Consider the following 17,221-nt stretch of genomic DNA (forward strand, 5'->3'; position numbering starts at 1 on the left):
AGTCCCTTGCTAGACTTCCCGGGTCCGAGGAGGAATTGTGCCAAGCACCGACGCAGCGCCTGCCGGTAATTCAACACCGGCTGGTAATCCAATATCGGCTGGTAACTCAACACTGGCTGGCAGTTCAACACTGTCTGGTAATCCAACTCAGCGCAGCAGGGCGAAGGAGAACCGCCGCCAGGCCCTGCTGGCTGCTGCCGCTTCGCTTTTTGCGGTGCACGGCTTCAACCGCGTCTCCCTTGAGGACCTGGGCGCCGCCGCCGGAGTCAGCGGCCCGGCTGTCTACCGGCATTTCCCTGGCAAGCAGGCCGTGCTCGCGGACCTGCTGGTGACCGTCAGCCAGGAACTGCTGGACGGGGGACGCCAGGTGGTGGCCGGGAATGACGATCCGTTGACGGCCCTGCGGCGCCTGGTGGAATTCCAGGTGGACTTCGCCTTGGGCAAGCCGGATGTCATCCGGGTCCAGGACCGGGATTTCAGCAGCCTTTCGGAACACGACCAGTCGGCGGTACGGGCTTTACAGCGCAGTTACGTGGAGGTCTGGGTGCAGGTGCTTGCCAGGCTTCGGCCGGACACGGACGCTTCGGAGCTCCGGATGCGGGCGCACGCCACGTTCGGGCTGATCAACTCCACCCCGCACTCGGTGCGCAGCCACGGCCGGAAGATAGCCACCGGAACTGCCCGGCCGCTGCTCGAAAGCATGGCCCTGGCGGCGCTGCTGGTGGACACGCCAGAACCCTCCCCCTGAAGCGAAGTTTTGTCCAGGTATGCAGGGATAATCTGTCCGGAAACCTGCATACGTGGACAAAAACGCGGACGCTAGACCATGGTGAGGACCATGCCGGGGTCGGCCAGGACCGCACCGACGTCGGCAAGGAAGCGCGAGCCCTGTTCCCCGTCCACGAGCCGGTGGTCGAAGGACAGGCTGAGGGTCATCACCTGGCGCAGTGCTATCCTGCCCTGGTATTCCCACGGCATCTTCCGCACCGCACCCAGCGCGAGGATTCCGGCTTCCCCCGGATTCAGGATGGGGGTGCCGGCATCGATACCGAAGACGCCGATATTGGTGATGGAGATGGTGCCGCCGGATAGGTCGGCCGGCGCAGTCTTGCCGGTACGGGCTGTTTCCGCTAGCGCCGACAGGGCTTCTGCCAGCTGGACCAGGGACATGCCGTCTGCGTCCTTGATGTTCGGCACCGTGAGGCCCCGCGGCGTTGCGGCTGCTATCCCCAGGTTCACGTAGTTGAAGGTCACGATCTCCTGGTTTTCCCCGTCCCAGCGGGAGTTAAGGGCGGGACTGCGCTTCAGGGCGATGAGCAAGGCCTTGGCTGCAAGCGTCAGCGGCGTCAGCTTTATGCCGGCGAACTCCCGGCTGTCGCGGAGCTTGGCCAGAAGCTCCATGGCTGGCGTAACGTCCACAGTCAAAAACTCCGTGGCGTGCGGTGCTGTGAAGGCGCTTTGCACCATGGCCGACGCCGTGAGCTTCCGGACACCCTTGATGGGGGTCCGGGTTTCCCTCGCCCCCTGCCGGGCAGTCGTTTCGGCCGACGCGGCTGCTTGCGGCCCCGCGGCAGCACCGGTGGACAAACGGTCGACGAAATGCTGGACGTCCTCACGGGTGATGAGCCCCTGCGGCCCGGTCCCGGGCACGTCCGACAGGTCCACTCCCAGGTCCTTAGCCAGCTTCCGCACCGGGGGTGTGGACCGCGGGCGGTCAGGGGCGGGTTCCGTATGCGGGCTACCGGCCGGCCGGGATGCGACCGGTGCCGTTTCTGATTGCTTAACCACGAAGCCATTGGTTGCGGCAGGCCGGAGCGCCGGGGCAGCGCCTTTTGCAGGCCCGGCTGACGGAAAGTTCCTGGGCCGCCGTACCGGCTTGCCGGTGCCTTCGACGACGGCGCCGTACCCCACCAGGTTCGGCTTCCTTTGCGGAGTCCCAGCCGCTGGACCAGCCGCGGGACCTGCCGCAGCTTCCCCCGCTGCTTCCTCCCCCGCCGCCTCCTCAGCCCGGGTGGAAGTGCCGCCCGCCCCCGAGGGTGGCCGTCCGGCGTCGTCCGCCACTTCAAAGGAGACGATGGGCCTGCCCACCTCAACCACGGTGCCAGGCTGTTCGTGGAGTTCCCTGATGACCCCGGCAAAAGGGGACGGTAGCTCCACCACTGCCTTGGCAGTCTCCACTTCAGCGATGACTTGGTTCAGGCTGACAGTGTCACCCACGCGCACCTTCCAGCTGAGGATCTCCGATTCGGTGAGTCCCTCGCCCAGATCCGGAAGCCGGAATTCCTTGATCATGGTCCCGCTCATCCTTCCAGCCCGCTGAGGGAGTTCGGCCGGCCCAAGGCCCGCTCCACGCCGTCAAGGATCCGGTCCAGGCCCGGGAGGTGGTGCATTTCCAGCTTTGAGTAGGGGTAGGGAATGTCGAACCCGGTGACCCGGACAGGTGCTGCTTCCAGATAGTAGAAGCACCGCTCGGTGATGCTGGCTGCCACTTCGGCGCCGAGTCCGCCCGACTGCCCCGCTTCATGGGTAATAACCAAACGGCCGGTCTTACGCACGGAGGAAACAACGGTGTCGTAGTCCACCGGTGCGAGCGAACGCAGGTCGATGACCTCTACGGACACCCCTTCGTCGGCTGCCGCCGAAGCGGCGTCGAGGGCCGTTTTGACCAACGGGCCGTAAGACACCAGAGTGACGTCGGTGCCCGGGGTGAGGACACGCGCCCGGTCCATGGGCAGGGCAATCCCCGGATCGAGGGCCTCATCCACTTCGCCTTTGTCGTGGTAGCGGCGCTTGGGCTCGAAGTAGACCACCGGATCGTCGCAGGAGATGGCCTGCTGGATGACCGTGTAGGCGTCCTGGGGGCTGGCGACGGTCACCACCCGGAGGCCGGCAGTGTGGGTGAAGTAGGCTTCAGGTGATTCCGAGTGGTGTTCAGGCGAACCGATGCCGCCGCCGAATGGAACCCTGATGGTAATGGGCATCCTGACTGCCCCGCGCGTCCGGTAGTGCAGCTTGGCCACCTGGCTCACGATCTGGTCGAACGCGGGATAGATGAACCCGTCGAACTGGATCTCCACCACGGGCCGGTAGCCGCGGTAGGCCAGGCCAACGGCAGTGCCCACAATCGCGGACTCGGCAAGGGGGGTATCCACCACGCGGTGCTTCCCAAAGTCCTTTTGCAGCCCGTCGGTCACCCGGAACACGCCGCCCAGGGTTCCGATGTCCTCACCCAGGAGAACTACCTTGGGGTCGTTCTCCAAGGACTTCCGGAGACCCGCATTAATGGCACGGGCAAAGGTCATCTGGCTCATCAGCGTGCACCTTCTTCTGAAACGGCCCCTGCGGGATCACCGAAGGAGGCCAAATAACGGGCATAGTGGTCCTGCTGCCGGTCAAGCCAGGAATTGGGCGTGCTGTAGACGTGCTTGAAGACGTCCAGCGGCTCAGGGTCCGGCATTGTGGTGCAGCCCGCCCGCATCTCGCGGGCCACGGCGTCGGCCTTGTCCTTGACCTGCTGCTGCAACTCTTCCGTCAGCAGGCCCTTCCGCTCCAGTAGTCCAGCCACCCGGCTGATCGGGTCCTTGGCAGCCCAGTCTTCAAGCTCGTTCGCATCACGGTAGCGGGTGGGGTCATCTGCCGTGGTGTGCGGGCCCATCCGGTAGCTCACAGCCTCGATGAAGGTGGGGCCCCCGCCGCGCCGCGCCCGCTCCAGCGCCACCCGGGTTGCCGCCATCACTGCAAGAACGTCATTGCCGTCCACGCGCAGGCTGGGGATGCCAAAGCCTGCGGCCCTGTCCGCCAGGTGGATGTGCGACTGGAGCCGGACCGGCTCGGAGATGGCCCAGTGGTTGTTGGTGCAGAAAAAGACGACCGGCACCTGGAAGCTTGCGGCGAACACCATTGCCTCATTGACGTCGCCTTCGCTGGTGGCGCCGTCACCGAAATAAGTAACGGCTACGGAATCGGCGCCGTCGTTCTGGATGCCCATGGCGTAGCCGGTGGCATGCAGGGTCTGGGCGCCAATGATAATTTGTGGCGTGGCCATGTTGATGGTGTACGGATCCCAGCCTGAGGAGGCATTGCCGCGCCATACCCGAACGATGTCCGTGAGGTCCACTCCCCGGCAGTAGGCCACCCCGTTCTCGCGGTAGCTGGAAAAGACAAAGTCGTCCGGGCGCAATGCCCGCGCGGAACCAACCTGCGCGGCCTCCTGGCCCAGCAGCGGCGGCCACAGCGCGAGTTCGCCCTGCCTCTGCAGGGCTGTGGCTTCGACGTCGATGCGCCGGACCACTGCCATGTCCCCGTAAAGGGAACACAGCTGTTCGTCAGTGATGTCCCTGACCCAATAGTCGAATTCCGGATGGCTGACCCGGTCCCCTGCAGGGGTGACCAGCTGGACCAGCTCCCGCCGTTGCTCCTGGGCGTGCCCGGCGTCCTCAGGGGCGGCTGTTCCGCCCTGGCCCGTTTTGTCTGTAGACACGATAGCCCGCAACCTTCTCACGTCGTTGACCAGCAATTTCGCGACTTGTGGTCACGTCAGCAGCCGGCCTCCCGGGCGCCGTTGCCCCGGATACTGTGACCCTACTCACAATACTCAGGAGGTACAACCACCGGCGCGATCGCGGCGGATCAATCCGGCCGCGCTGGGCTACCCCCCTCATGGCCTTCATTTCCGTCCACGTCCAGCAGCAGCGGCTTAGCCAGCTGGCCAAGGAGCTGGCCGACATCCCGGAAATCCTGGAGGGCTATGGCCTGACCGGCTCTGCCGACCTTCTGCTGCGTGTGGTTGCCCTGGATGCCGAGGACCTGTTCCGGATTGACGGGAAGATCCTGGCCTTCGGGGGCGTGGAGCGTACCGACACCGCGTTGGCCATGGGAAGCTGATCCCCTTCCGGGTGCAGCCCCTCCTGGCGCAATACCGCGGGCGGCCAGCAGCCTTCCGCCCCTGAGGGAGGGCACGACGGCGGGGGGCGGTTAGGTGTGACGCCGGCCGGAGGGCTGAAGTAGGGACGCCGGCGGCCCGGGCGATAGGCTGGTGCCCGTTATCCGGCGGGGCCAGGTCGACGCCCCGTGTCCAGGCCGTCCCATGCACCACTTTTCCGGAAAGGCTCCCTCTTGAGCAGTCTGCAGGAACCGTATCAGCCGGGCCACGCCGGCCCGGGACAGCAGCAGCTGCCGCCCTGCCCGCAGCAGGCACCCGCCGCCAACCCCCACGAGCCACCGGCAGGGAACCCGCAGCAGCCGTTTCTCAGTCAGCATCCGGCGTCCGGCCCGTTTGGCCTTCCGGGGCAGCCGCCGGTCAGGAACAGGCGCAAGCTCTGGATCGTCCTGGCCGGCGTCGGCGGCGTCCTGCTGCTGGTGATCCTCGGCGTCGTCATCCTCATCAATGTGGTGGGCAGCGCCACCAACCAGGCCCGGGGCCTGGCGGACGAATTCAGCAGGCTGGTCATCGCCGGCGAGAGCTCCAAGGCCTATGACGATTACCTTGACCCAGCCCTGCAGGAGCAGCTGTCCAAGGAAGAGTTCATTTCCGGCGTCGGGAGCCTGGAGATGGAAGACAGCTGCAAGCCGGCCTACAACGACGTCAAGGTGAGCACCGAAAACGGCACCAAGACGGCAGATATTGCCGGCCTCATCGCCTGCGACGGCAAAGAGGTGGACTTCGCCTACCGCTTTGAGGGCACCGACGGCCTCAAGATGACCAACATCAAGCTGCGGCCGGCAGCCTAGCGGCACCCCGCCCAAAGGAAGAGCCTCCGCACAGGTTTCCCGGTGCGGAGGCTCCTTCTTTCACTGCCGTTGCTTCTGACAGATCAGTGGTTGACTGCCTTTTCGGCACCAACACCGGTGAGTGACCGGACTTCCATCTCTGCCTGCTTGGCACTGTCTTCGCGCTTCTTGTCCAAAGTGGTCCCCAGCCAGCCCAGGAAGAACGCGAGCGGGATGGAGACGATGCCCGGGTTGCTGAGCGGGAAGAGGGCAAAGTTGGCGTCCTTGATCATGGAGGTCGCGCCGCCGGAAACCACGGGCGAGAAGATGATCAGGATGATCGCTGCGCCCAGGCCGCCGTACATGCTCCACACGGCGCCCTGGGTGGTGAACTTCCGCCAGAACAGGGAGTAGACGATGGTGGGCAGGTTGGCGGACGCCGCCACCGCGAACGCGAGCGCCACGAGGAACGCGACGTTCTGCCCGTTGGCGAGGATCCCGCCCAGGATGGCCAGGACACCGATGACCACGACGGTGCGGCGTGCAACCTTCACTTCAGTGTCGGCGTCGGCCTTGCCCTTGGAGATGACGCTGGCGTAGATGTCGTGGGCGAAGGAGGCGGCTGCGGTGATGGTCAGCCCCGCCACCACGGCGAGGATGGTGGCGAAGGCTACGGCCGAGATGAAGCCCAGCAGCAGCGGCCCGCCCAGGTGGAAGGCCAGCAACGGAGCTGCCGCGTTCACGCCGCCGGGTGCGGTGCGGATGGTCTCCGGACCAACGAGGGCGGCGGCGCCGTAGCCGAGCACCAGTGTGAAGAGGTAGAACAGGCCGATCAGCCAGATGGCCCACACCACGGACTTCCGTGCTTCCTTGGCCGTGGGGACGGTGTAGAAGCGCATTAGGACGTGGGGCAGGGCGGCCGTGCCCAGGACCAGGGCGAGGCCCAGGGACATGAAGTCCAGCTTGGAGGTCTCCGTCTTTCCGTACTGCAGCCCCGGGTTGAGCACGGCGGGGTTGTTGGCCGTTTCCACCGCTGCACCCAGCAGGCTGGAGAGGTTGAAACCGTAGATCGCCAGCACCCAGAGGGTCATGACCGCCGCACCGGCGATGAGCAGCACCGCCTTGATGATCTGCACCCAGGTGGTGCCCTTCATGCCGCCGATCAGGACGTACATGATCATCAGGGCGCCGACGACGATGATCACCAGCGCCTGTCCGCCCCAGTCGCTGATGCCCAGCAGCAGTGAGATAAGGCTTCCTGCGCCGGCCATCTGGGCCAGGAGGTAGAAGAAGCAGACAGCCAGCGTGGAGATCGCGGCCGCGATGCGCACGGGCCGCTGCTTCAGGCGGAACGAGAGGACGTCGGCCATGGTGAACTTGCCGGTGTTTCGCAGGAGCTCAGCCACCAGGAGCAGCGCCACGAGCCAGGCCACCAGGAAACCGATGGAGTACATGAAGCCGTCATAGCCGTTGATGGCGATGGCACCGGTGATGCCCAGGAACGAAGCGGCGGAGAGGTAGTCGCCGGCGATGGCGGTTCCGTTCTGGGAACCGGTGAAGGAGCGGCCGGCCGCGTAGTAGTCGGCGGCGGTCTTGTTGTTCCGGCTGGCACGGAAAACGATCACCATGGTCACCGCCACGAACAGGGCGAAAACGCCCATGTTCAGCAGGGTGGTCTCCTTGAGGGCGGCTACGTCCACCGCCGTGGCAATTCCGATCATTTGTTTACCTCGCCCACGCGGTTGCCGTGCTTATCAAATTCGTGCCCCTCAATTTCGTTGCGGATCTCCGCCGCAATGGGGTCCAGGCGCTTGTTGGAGTAATGGACGTACCAGCCCGTGATGGCGAACGTCGAGACGAACTGGAGCAGGCCAAGGATCAGGCCGATGTTGATGTTGCCCCATACCTTGGTGGACATGAAGCCCACGGCATAGTCGGCCAGCAGGACGTAGGCGAAATACCACAGCAGGAATGCGACTGCCATGGGGAAGACAAAGCTGCGGTGACGCTTGCGCAGTTCCTGGAACTGCCCGGTCGACTGGACCTGTTCAAAGTCCACGGACGCCGCTGCGTCCGGAGTGTGGGCATCCTTACCCATCGTTCCTCCTCGTTGAGACTTGCCTGGACACACCGGCGGCGGACCCGGACAGGGGACGCCATACAATGTGACTTCAATCACTGTGCTGGGTGCATGGCCTGCGTTCCAGTCTTTTGCTGAGTGCCGTCGCTCAACGGTCGCGATGCTGCGACAAACGGCGCCCGCCACTACGCTGGCACCATGCCGGACTCCCCCCTCCTGACCGCAGCGGCCGTGGCCGTGATCGCCATGGCCATTGCCGTCGTCGTCGGCGTGGGGCTCAAGGTGCTGCGCTCCTTCCGTGACCTGGGCACTGACGCCGAGCGTGCCACCTACCATACGCTCCATGCCGCATCCCAGGCAGGCCAGCATCTCCGCCGCGGCCTCAACCCGGCCGGGGCGGCAAAGGCAAGCCGCCACCTCCGGACCCTGCTGGGGTGCGAAGCGCTCGCGCTGCTGGACACCTCCGGGGTGCTCGCTTGGGACGGCGCCGCGGAGGAACTGAAGCCGCAGCTGATGCGCCTGGCGGAAGGGGTGTTGGCGGGCGGTCGGACGGCGGTGCTTCCGGCGGGCCAGCCTGCGGGGCCCAACGGTGCTCCGAAGGATGGCACGGGCGGCCGGCTTGCCGCGGTCATCGCCCCGGTGCGGGCAGGCACCCGGGTGGTGGGCGCCGTCGCCGCCTTCGCTCCCTCGGCAGGAGCCGGCCTGGTCCGGGCTACCGGCGAAGTGGCCGACTGGGTGGCCGCCCAGGTGGAACTCGCCGAACTGGATGCGTCACGGACGCTGCTGATGGAAGCCGAAGTGCGTGCGCTGCGGGCGCAGATCAGCCCCCACTTCATCTACAACTCCCTCAACGCCATCGCGTCCTTCATCAACACCGACCCCGCCCGGGCCCGGGAGCTGGTGGTGGAGTTCGCGGATTTCACCCGGTACTCCTTCCGGCGGCACGGCGACTTCACCACCCTTGCCGAGGAGCTTCGCTGCATCGATCGGTACCTGCTCCTGGAACGTGCCCGGTTCGGCGAGCGGGTACAGGTCAGCCTGCGGGTGGCTCCTGAGGTGCTGAGCACCGTCATCCCCTTCCTGAGCCTGCAGCCCCTGGTGGAGAACGCAGTACGGCACGGCCTGGAAGCCAAGGAAGGGCCGGGGCACATCAGCATCACAGCCAACGACGCCGGCGCGTTCGCCGAGGTGACCATCGAGGACGACGGCGTGGGCATGGATCCGAAACAGCTGCAGTCGATGCTGGCGGGCCACACCGACGGCGAGCACGTGGGCCTGCGCAACGTCGATGCCCGCCTGCGGCAGGTCTACGGCAACGACCACGGGCTGGTCATCGAGACAGCGCCCGGGGAAGGGACCCTGATCACCATGCGCGTGCCGAAATCCCAGCCTGGCCACGATGCGTGACGTGCGAAAGCTACGCTAGGAAGATGATTAACGTCCTCGTCGTCGATGATGAGCTGCCCGCCGTTGAGGAGCTGGCTTTCCTGCTGGGCAGGGACGAACGGGTGGGCAAGGTCCTCCGGGCCACCTCCGGCAGTGAAGCCCTCCGGGCCCTCTCCTCCGCAGCGGTTGACGCCGTCTTCCTGGACATCCATATGCCGGCAGTGTCCGGCCTGGATGTTGCCCGCGCCATTGCGGGGCAGAGCCGGCCGCCGGCCGTGGTGTTCGTGACGGCCGACGAGGACCACGCACTGGACGCTTTTGAACTTGCTGCGGTGGATTACCTGCTCAAGCCGGTGAGGGTGGAACGCCTTGCCCGCTGCGTGGGGCGCATCAGCGAACTGCGCGACGGCGGCGCCGCCCCGGAGATGATCACGGTGGACCAGGGGGGCACCACCAAAATGATCAGGCGCGACGACGTCACCTACGTCCAGGCACAAGGTGACTATGCGCGGCTCCACACTGCGGAGGCCAGCTACCTGATCAGGGTCCCGCTTGCCGACCTGGAGCAGCAGTGGGCAGGCGCGGGCTTCATCCGGACGCACCGCTCCTACCTCGTGGCGCTGAAGCACGTTACCTCCATGAAGCTAGCGGCCGACGGTCCCAGCGTTACCGTGGCGGGGGCCGGTCTGCCCATCAGCAGGCGCCACCTGCCCCTGGTGCGGGAGAAGCTCGAGGCCACCCGCATCAGGCCCATCCCATGACCAGGGTGCGGGTGACGGCTCCGCGGACGGCTCCGCGGCCTGCCAAGGAGAGCCGGGAGGCAGCGCAGGACTCCGAGGTTGGCCAGGTCTTTGTCCGGTCCCTGATCCGGTCCCAGCTCCGGCTGGCGCTGGTGGTGGCGTCCGGTTTCCTGCTGATTCTTGGCGCCTTCCCGCTGCTGCTCGCGGCTGTCCCCGGCCTTGCCGAAACCCGGGTGGCGGGCGTTCCGTTCGCGTGGCTACTGCTGGGAGTGGGCATTTATCCGGTCATCGGCCTCAGCGCCTGGCTATACATCCGGATGGCTGCCCGCAACGAGTCCCGGTACCGGGACCTGGCTGATGACCGATGACAAGCGATTGGTGAGGGCGCCATGAATCCTGGTGTGGCACTCGCTGCCCTTGCAGTTGTTTCCCTGGCCACGGCGGTCATCGGCTTCTATGGCCTGCGGATTTCGCGGACCACCGGTGACTTCTATGTTGCCTCCCGGACAGTCCGGCCTTGGTGGAATGCCTCGGCCATCGGGGGCGAGTACCTGTCCGCCGCCAGTTTCCTGGGCGTGGCCGGCCTCATCCTGCTGTCCGGAACCGACGCACTGTGGTTCCCGGTCGGATACACGGCTGGTTACCTGATGCTGCTCCTCTTCGTCGCGGCTCCGCTGCGGCGGTCCGGCGCCTACACCATTCCCGACTTCACCGAGGCCCGGCTGGACTCCCGGGCGGTGCGGAGGGTCACCAGCCTGGTGGTGGTGCTGGTGGGCTGGCTGTACATCGTGCCCCAGCTCCACGGGGCTGCCCTGACCATCCGCATCACCACCGGCCTGCCGTCCTGGGCGGGTTCGGTGGCCGTAGTGGTGGTCGTCTGCCTGACCGTGGTTGCCGGCGGAATGCGCTCCATCACCTTCGTCCAGGCGTTCCAGTACTGGCTGAAATTGACGGCACTGGCCGTCCCCATCCTCTTCATCATCTTCGTCCTCGCCGGAAACGGAACCCCGGCGCTGGCCCCGCCTGTGGCAAATCCCACGGGCTTAGCCCCGGCCGGGCTCTACCAGAACGTGTCGCTGCTCGTGGCCCTGCTGTTTGGAACCCTGGGGCTGCCGCACGTTCTGGTGCGCTTTTACACCAACCCGGACGGGCAGTCTGCCCGCCGCACCACACTGATCGTCCTGGGCCTGCTGTCCGTGTTCTACCTGTTTCCCACCGCGTACGGCCTGGTGGGGCGTATATTCGCGCCCGGCCTGGCGCGGTCCGGGCAGGCGGACGCCATGGTGCTGCTGCTGCCGGGCGAGCTGGTGGGGGGAACGGCGGGCGACCTGCTGTCCGCCCTGGTGGTGGCGGGAGCCTTCGCTGCCTTCCTCTCCACCACCTCGGGCCTGGTGGTCTCCCTGGCGGGGGTCATCAGCCAGGATGTGCTGGGCGGCGGGGTGGACGGCTTCCGGCTCGCTGCCGTGGTGTCCGCCCTTGTCCCCCTGGGGTTCGCCCTAATGACCGACTCCTTCGCCCTGGCCGGAAGCGTGGGGTTGGTGTTCGCCTTCACCGCCTCCACCGTCTGCCCCGTGCTGCTCCTGGGGATCTGGTGGCGCGGCCTTACCGATGCCGGGGCGATCGCCGGAATGCTGACAGGAGGGGTGCTGTGCGGCGGAGCCATGGTTGTGGGCGCGATGGCCGGGGCCTCAAGCACACCTGCATGGCTTGCCCAGCCCGCGGCGTGGACGGTTCCGGGAGCCTTCGCAGTGATGGTCATGGTGTCGCGGGCAACCGTACACCGGGTTCCGAAAACCATGTCCCGGGTAATGACGCGGCTCCATACCCCGGAGCGGCCGCTGGCGACCGAACGCTGAACATCCCGTCTCCCCCGCGGCATCAGCTCCCGGGCAACCGGATCAGTCGATGGCCGCCATCAGTTCGATAACCCGGTCCAGAAAGGCGTCTACCTGGGTTTCCTCATACCCTTCCCGCCCAACGGCCGGGCGGAACACTGCCCGCCGCACACTGTCCACGCTGAGCGGCTTGTCCTGCTCCAGGTAGGCAATCAGCTCGCGGCAGAGCCGGTCGACGTCGTCCGTGTTGTAGCTGCGGGCCTTCTTTTGGCTGGGGCGGCGGAAGCGGTCCCCGTCGGGCCGGTGGAGCCGGCCGCGCAGGATGCCGGACAGGTTTCCGATCTCGCGCAGCCAGGCTTCCTCGCCGCGGGCTGCGATCAGCTCGTCCCGTTCCCGGCGGGCGAAGGCGTCCTCGAGCCGATCCAGGGCGGCGTCCACCACCGCGGCGGAATAGCCGCCCTTCACGGGATCGAAGGACACTGCCCTGACGTCCCCGCTTTTGATGGGGTCGGTTGCCGCCTCCGGGGTCTCCAATGACACGCGTGCCCGCTGCAGGAACTCATCCACCTGCCTGGCGTTATAGCCGTACTCACCGCGCTGCACGCGCTCAAAGGATGCAGGGATCTGCCGATGAATGTCCAATGCCACTTTGCTTCCTTCAATGCTCTTCAGCAGTAATGCTTTCAATGCTCTCCAGCCGTAATGCTTCTGCACCAGCTTATGTGTGGCGGAATCCGTCTGCCGCTCGGGCGCAGGTTCGTTTCAGGCGCCGGCCACCAGAACGTACAGTACAAAGGCAACCGGCGACGCAAACACAATGGAATCGAGCCGGTCCATGACTCCGCCATGCCCCGGCAGGATGCTGCTCATGTCCTTGATCCCCAGCTCCCGCTTGACCATCGATTCGGCCAGGTCGCCGGCCGTGGAAGCAGCCACCAGGCCGACTGCCAGCACCACGCCCACCCACCATGGCTTATCAAGGACAAAAAGGCAGGCAAGGATGCCGATGAGCATGGCGCCACCAATAGAGCCGGCAAAACCCTCCCACGATTTCTTGGGGCTGATTTTGGGTGCCATGGGATGCTTGCCCAGGGACGCGCCCACCAGGTAGCCGAAGGTGTCGTTGGACACCACCAGCAGCAGCATCACCGCTATCTGCCAGGCACCTTCGGGAATGGTTCCGCCCGGCCAGAGCCCCAAGGGTGTTGCACCGCTGGGTGCATGCAGCGGCAGGGCCGCGAAGCTGATGAAGAACGGCACCCAGCCCAACGTGAAGACGCCGGCGAAGATGCTGTTGGCGGAACCTGCAGCACTTTCGATCGAGCGCCACAGCAGCACGGCCACCGAGCTCAGCAGCATGGCGAACAGGAGGCTTTCAATGCCGCCGAGGTAGGCTGCGAACGGCATGGCCACCGTGCCGGTCATCACCGGAATGATGGGCATCCTGGTTCCGTTCGCCTCCAGGGCCCGGTAGATCTCCCACACGCCGAAGACGGCGAAGGTGGTGGTTACCGCAACGAAGCCAAGCGGGAGGAACAGCAGTCCGCCCAGCACGGCAAACAGCATGGCCAGACCCACCACGACGGCGGCCGGCAGGTTCCTGCCGGCCTTTGGCGTCGGGTTGCTCCTGGGCTGCTTCCCCCGTGTGCGCGCCCTTGATGCCGGGGCCTGATCTGCCTGGCCCATCAGACTTCGAGCAGCTCTGCTTCCTTGCGCTTGAGCAGCTCGTCGATGCCGTCCACGTGGGCCTTGGTGATGCTGTCGAGTTCCTTCTCGGCGCGGGTGCCCTCGTCCTCGCCGGCCTCGCCGTCCTTCACCAGCCTGTCCAGGGTTTCCTTGGCCTTGCGGCGGATGTTGCGGATGGACACCTTGGCGTCCTCACCCTTGGTCTTGACGATCTTGACGTATTCCTTGCGGCGTTCCTTGGTCAGCTCCGGGATGGTGATCCGGATGACGTTGCCGTCGTTGGAGGGGTTGGCGCCCACTTCGGAATCGCTCAGTGCGCGCTCGATGTCGCGCAGCGCCGTCTTATCGAAGGGGGTGATGAGGATGGTGCGGGCGTCCGGGATCGCGAACGAGGCCAGCTGCTGCAGCGGGGTGGGTGAGCCGTAGTACTCCACCAGGACCTTGTTGTACAGGCCGGGGTTGGCGCGGCCGGTGCGGACGGAAGCGAAGTCCTCCTTGGCTACCTCGACAGCCTTGTCCATCTTTTCTTCGGCTTCGAGCAAGGTTTCTTCGATCACGGTCTCTCCTGACGGTTCTGGTGCAGTCCGGGGCGCCGGCTCCATGCACAAACGTGGTTCTCTGTTGCTGGACCGTCCCCGCCCCAGGGGCAGGGACGGAACTGTCCTGAAAACATCCTAGCTGGAGCTAGGCGGTGACCAGCGTGCCCAGCTTTTCGCCAAGGATGGCGCGGGTGACATTGCCTTCACCCTCCATGCCGAAGACCACCATGGAAAGGTTGTTGTCCTTGCACATGGTCATTGCCGTCTGGTCCATAACCCGGATGTCGCGGCGGAGGGCGTCATCGTAGCTGAGGCTTTCAAGCCGCTCCGCGGTGGGGTCCTTCTTGGGATCGGCAGTGTAGACGGCGTCCACGCCACTCTTGGCCATCAGGACCACGTCGGCGTGGACCTCGAGGGCCCGCTGCGCGGCAACGGTGTCGGTGGAGAAGTACGGCAGTCCCGCGCCGGCACCGAAGATGACCACACGGTCCTTTTCCATGTGCCGGATGGCACGGCGTGGAATGTAGGCCTCGGCGACCTGCCCCATGGTGATGGCACTCTGGACCCGGGTCTCGACGCCGGCCTGCTCCAGGAAATCCTGCAGGGCCAGGCAGTTCATGACGGTCCCGAGCATGCCCATGTAGTCGGCACGCGAGCGGTCCATCCCGCTCTGGGACAGCTCCGCGCCGCGGAAGAAGTTGCCGCCGCCCACCACGATGGCCACCTCCACCTGGGGAACGGCTGCGGCGATCTGTTTGGCGACGTCGCGGACGGTCTCGGGGTCAACGCCCAGCTTCCCGCCGCCAAAAACCTCGCCTGAAAGCTTCAGGAGGACCCGGCGTCGGCTTTTCTCTGGCTGGATTACAGTGTTGACGGCTTCCATGATGCCTTCCCGTTGGTGAACTCTAAAAAGGTTATCCTGCTGCGCGGGCAAAGGTCCCGTTCCGGCTTGTCCCGCGCATGCAAAAGGGGCGGCCACCGAAGTGGCCACCCCCTTGCAGTTCCGGCTAGGAGCCGACGCGGAAACGCGCGAACGCGGTTCCCTTGACACCGGCCTCTTCGAGGACCTGTGCCACGGACTTCTTGGCGTCCTTGGCGAACGCCTGGTCAACCAGGACCTCACCCTTGTAGAAGCCGGTCACGCGGCCTTCAACAATCTTGGTAAGCGCGGCTTCGGGCTTGCCCTCGGCCTTTGCGGTCTCTTCGGCGATGCGGCGCTCGGACTCGACCAGCTCGGACGGAACGTCTTCGCGGGTCAGGTAGTTCGGGGCCATGGCAGCGATGTGGACGGCAACATCGTGGGCAGCGGTGGCAGCGGCTTCGCCCTCACCGTCAACTGCGAACAGGACGCCAACCTGGGCGGGCAGGTCCTTGGAGGTCTTGTGCAGGTAAGCGTCGACCGTTGCGCCCTCGATGCGGGAGATGCGGCGGACAACAACCTTTTCGCCCAGGACAGCGCCTTCTTCGACGACGACCTCGGAGAGGGGCTTGCCGTCAACGTCGGTGGCGAGCAGGGCGTCGAGGTCGGCAGCGCCGGACTCGACGGCGACGGCCAGGACTTTGTCGGCCAGCTGGATGAACTTGTCAGCCTTGGCAACGAAGTCGGTTTCGCAGTTGACCTCGATCATGACGCCGACGCCGTTGCTGACCTTTGCGGCCACCAGGCCTTCAGCGGTGGAGCGGCCTTCACGCTTGGTAGCGCCCTTGAGGCCCTTGATGCGGATGATTTCGATGGCCTTCTCGGCGTCACCGTTGGCTTCGTCAAGAGCCTTCTTGACGTCCATCATGCCGGCGCCGGTGCGCTCGCGCAGGGCCTTGATGTCCGCGGCAGTGTAGTTCGCCATGTGAACCCCTCTGTCTAGAAATGTGTTGTGGTGTACGGACCGACAGGACGGCAGCCCGTGGTGGGCTGCCATCCTGTCAGCAGCTCCGGGCACCGCAGGACGGTGCCGGAGAGTCCGGATCTACTTGTGTTACTTGGCTTCTTCAGCGGAAGCGTCAGCGGCGGGAGCCTCGGCAGCGGGGGCTGCAGCTTCCTCCGCCGGTGCGGCAGCAGCTTCAGCCTTGTTGCCTTCGAGGAGCTCGCGCTCCCATTCGGCCAGCGGCTCTTCCGGAGCTTCAGCAGCACCCGCGCCACGGTTGTTGCGGGCGATGAGGCCCTCGGCCACGGCGTCGGCAACAACGCGGGTCAGGAGGTTCACGGAGCGGATGGCGTCGTCGTTGCCCGGGATCGGGAAGTCGACCTCGTCCGGATCGCAGTTGGTGTCCAGGATGGCCACCACCGGGATGTTCAGCTTCTTGGCCTCGTCAACGGCGAGGTGTTCCTTCTTGGTGTCCACGACCCAGAGCAGGGACGGTGCCTTGGTCAGGTTGCGGATACCGCCGAGGTTGGCTTCGAGCTTGGTGAGTTCGCGCTTGAGGAGCAGCAGCTCCTTCTTGGTGTAAGCGGAGCCGGCGACGTCGTCGAAGTCGATCTCTTCGAGTTCCTTCATGCGCTGGATGCGCTTGGCGACGGTCTGGAAGTTGGTCAGCATGCCGCCGAGCCAGCGCTGGTTCACGTAGGGCTGGCCAACGCGGGTTGCCTGCTCGGCAATTGCTTCCTGGGCCTGCTTCTTGGTGCCGACGAACAGCACGGTGCCGCCGTGGGCAACGGTGGCCTTGACGAACTCGTAGGCGCGGTCGATGTAGGACAGCGACTGCTGAAGGTCGATGATGTAGATGCCGTTGCGTTCGGTGAAGATGAAGCGCTTCATCTTCGGGTTCCAACGGCGGGTCTGGTGACCAAAGTGGACGCCGCTGTCAAGCAGCTGGCGCATGGTTACGACGGGCATTCCGACGCTCCTTATTTTCCGGCAGGTCATTCATGAGAGAGCCCGGAGGCTTCTTACCCTGCCAATAGTTGACGGTTGATTAGCGTGGCCCGGTTGGGCCGTGCTCCTGGCATCCTTCACGCTTCCCATCCGTGCCTGGTGGCACGGACCGCAGGAGGCCTGATCCATGGAGGCGGAAGCCGAAGCCCCGCCCGGTCAAGGGCTGGATGCGCGTAGTCAGCCGCGGCTCCCCCACACTCCTGAATGAGTTGTGCCGACGCAGCCCAGACAGCGACATATACCGTTGGATTGACCATTGGGATAGACGCTGGACGGAAAGCGTTGAGGGCGCAGCAAACTGCTCCACCAAGTGTACTACAGGCCCCTGCGCGCGGCGGCCATCGATACGCCGGGGAAGGCCTTATCCACATAGCCG

17 protein-coding genes and 1 pseudogene are annotated in these 17,221 nt (G+C 65.6%); 7 read left to right on the forward strand and 11 right to left on the reverse strand.

What is annotated here, in order from left to right:
* Positions 1-91 precede the first annotated feature (91 nt).
* Complete coding sequence (locus FDW81_RS06370; protein ID WP_305004148.1) at positions 92-748, forward strand: TetR/AcrR family transcriptional regulator; 657 nt, start codon at positions 92-94, stop codon at positions 746-748.
* Between the two features lie 71 nt (positions 749-819).
* Here the strand turns inward: FDW81_RS06370 and FDW81_RS06375 are convergent, their stop codons facing one another.
* Genes FDW81_RS06375 through pdhA form a run of 3 tightly spaced genes read right to left on the reverse strand, consistent with a single transcriptional unit; the run spans position 820 to position 4,480 of the window.
* Positions 820-2,292, reverse strand: a complete 1,473-nt coding sequence (locus tag FDW81_RS06375) for a dihydrolipoamide acetyltransferase family protein (protein ID WP_138133303.1) — start codon at positions 2,290-2,292, stop codon at positions 820-822.
* Between the two features lie 8 nt (positions 2,293-2,300).
* Complete coding sequence (locus FDW81_RS06380; RefSeq protein ID WP_138133304.1) at positions 2,301-3,311, reverse strand: alpha-ketoacid dehydrogenase subunit beta; 1,011 nt, start codon at positions 3,309-3,311, stop codon at positions 2,301-2,303.
* The gene (pdhA, locus tag FDW81_RS06385) at positions 3,311-4,480 is read right to left on the reverse strand and encodes a pyruvate dehydrogenase (acetyl-transferring) E1 component subunit alpha (protein ID WP_138133305.1); all 1,170 of its coding nucleotides are present in this window, start codon (positions 4,478-4,480) and stop codon (positions 3,311-3,313) included. Before pdhA ends, FDW81_RS06380 begins: the two co-directional genes overlap by 1 nt.
* A 142-nt stretch (positions 4,481-4,622) precedes the next feature.
* Between pdhA and FDW81_RS06390 the strand changes: the two are divergent.
* Together FDW81_RS06390 and FDW81_RS06395 are read left to right on the forward strand one after the other, a co-directional pair.
* Positions 4,623-4,949 (forward strand): annotated as a pseudogene (locus FDW81_RS06390) (Lrp/AsnC family transcriptional regulator); the annotation flags it as partial.
* Positions 4,950-5,115: 166 nt separating this feature from the next.
* Entirely contained in the window at positions 5,116-5,730 is a 615-nt protein-coding gene (locus FDW81_RS06395; protein WP_138133306.1) for a hypothetical protein, read from the forward strand.
* 83 nt (positions 5,731-5,813) lie between these two features.
* Here the strand turns inward: FDW81_RS06395 and FDW81_RS06400 are convergent, their stop codons facing one another.
* Entirely contained in the window at positions 5,814-7,430 is a 1,617-nt protein-coding gene (locus FDW81_RS06400) for a cation acetate symporter (RefSeq protein ID WP_138133307.1), read from the reverse strand.
* Positions 7,427-7,807: a DUF485 domain-containing protein gene (locus FDW81_RS06405; protein ID WP_138133308.1), complete on the reverse strand. Its 381-nt coding sequence runs from the start codon at positions 7,805-7,807 to the stop codon at positions 7,427-7,429. The genes FDW81_RS06400 and FDW81_RS06405 overlap by 4 nt, the downstream gene beginning before the upstream one ends.
* A 180-nt stretch (positions 7,808-7,987) precedes the next feature.
* Here FDW81_RS06405 and FDW81_RS06410 point away from each other — a divergent pair, with 180 nt between their 5' ends.
* The 4 genes from FDW81_RS06410 to FDW81_RS06425 are packed head-to-tail and all read left to right on the forward strand — an operon-like array spanning position 7,988 to position 11,771.
* Positions 7,988-9,196 (forward strand): sensor histidine kinase, encoded by a 1,209-nt coding sequence (locus FDW81_RS06410; protein ID WP_138133309.1) that lies wholly within the window; start codon positions 7,988-7,990, stop codon positions 9,194-9,196.
* Between the two features lie 23 nt (positions 9,197-9,219).
* Entirely contained in the window at positions 9,220-9,936 is a 717-nt protein-coding gene (locus FDW81_RS06415) for a LytTR family DNA-binding domain-containing protein (RefSeq protein ID WP_138133310.1), read from the forward strand.
* A complete protein-coding gene (locus tag FDW81_RS06420; RefSeq protein ID WP_138133311.1) occupies positions 9,933-10,283 on the forward strand; it encodes a DUF485 domain-containing protein in 351 nt (116 codons plus the stop codon). Before FDW81_RS06415 ends, FDW81_RS06420 begins: the two co-directional genes overlap by 4 nt.
* Positions 10,284-10,304: 21 nt before the next feature.
* Complete coding sequence (locus FDW81_RS06425; RefSeq protein WP_138133312.1) at positions 10,305-11,771, forward strand: cation acetate symporter; 1,467 nt, start codon at positions 10,305-10,307, stop codon at positions 11,769-11,771.
* Positions 11,772-11,813: 42 nt separating this feature from the next.
* Here the strand turns inward: FDW81_RS06425 and FDW81_RS06430 are convergent, their stop codons facing one another.
* The 6 genes from FDW81_RS06430 to rpsB form a co-directional block, all read right to left on the reverse strand.
* The gene (locus tag FDW81_RS06430) at positions 11,814-12,398 is read right to left on the reverse strand and encodes a DivIVA domain-containing protein (protein WP_138133313.1); all 585 of its coding nucleotides are present in this window, start codon (positions 12,396-12,398) and stop codon (positions 11,814-11,816) included.
* A 114-nt stretch (positions 12,399-12,512) separates the two neighbouring features.
* The gene (locus FDW81_RS06435; RefSeq protein WP_138133314.1) at positions 12,513-13,436 is read right to left on the reverse strand and encodes a phosphatidate cytidylyltransferase; all 924 of its coding nucleotides are present in this window, start codon (positions 13,434-13,436) and stop codon (positions 12,513-12,515) included.
* On the reverse strand, positions 13,436-13,993 hold the full coding sequence (gene frr, locus FDW81_RS06440) for a ribosome recycling factor (protein WP_138133315.1): 558 nt from the start codon (positions 13,991-13,993) through the stop codon (positions 13,436-13,438). The genes FDW81_RS06435 and frr overlap by 1 nt, the downstream gene beginning before the upstream one ends.
* Before the next feature lie 127 nt (positions 13,994-14,120).
* Entirely contained in the window at positions 14,121-14,858 is a 738-nt protein-coding gene (gene pyrH, locus FDW81_RS06445; RefSeq protein ID WP_138133316.1) for a UMP kinase, read from the reverse strand.
* A 124-nt stretch (positions 14,859-14,982) separates the two neighbouring features.
* The gene (gene tsf / locus FDW81_RS06450) at positions 14,983-15,819 is read right to left on the reverse strand and encodes a translation elongation factor Ts (RefSeq protein WP_138133317.1); all 837 of its coding nucleotides are present in this window, start codon (positions 15,817-15,819) and stop codon (positions 14,983-14,985) included.
* Between the two features lie 129 nt (positions 15,820-15,948).
* On the reverse strand, positions 15,949-16,806 hold the full coding sequence (gene rpsB, locus FDW81_RS06455) for a 30S ribosomal protein S2 (protein ID WP_138133318.1): 858 nt from the start codon (positions 16,804-16,806) through the stop codon (positions 15,949-15,951).
* Between the last annotated feature and the right edge of the window lie 415 nt (positions 16,807-17,221).

This window comes from Pseudarthrobacter sp. NamB4 (assembly GCF_005796185.1).
GTDB lineage: Bacteria > Actinomycetota > Actinomycetes > Actinomycetales > Micrococcaceae > Arthrobacter.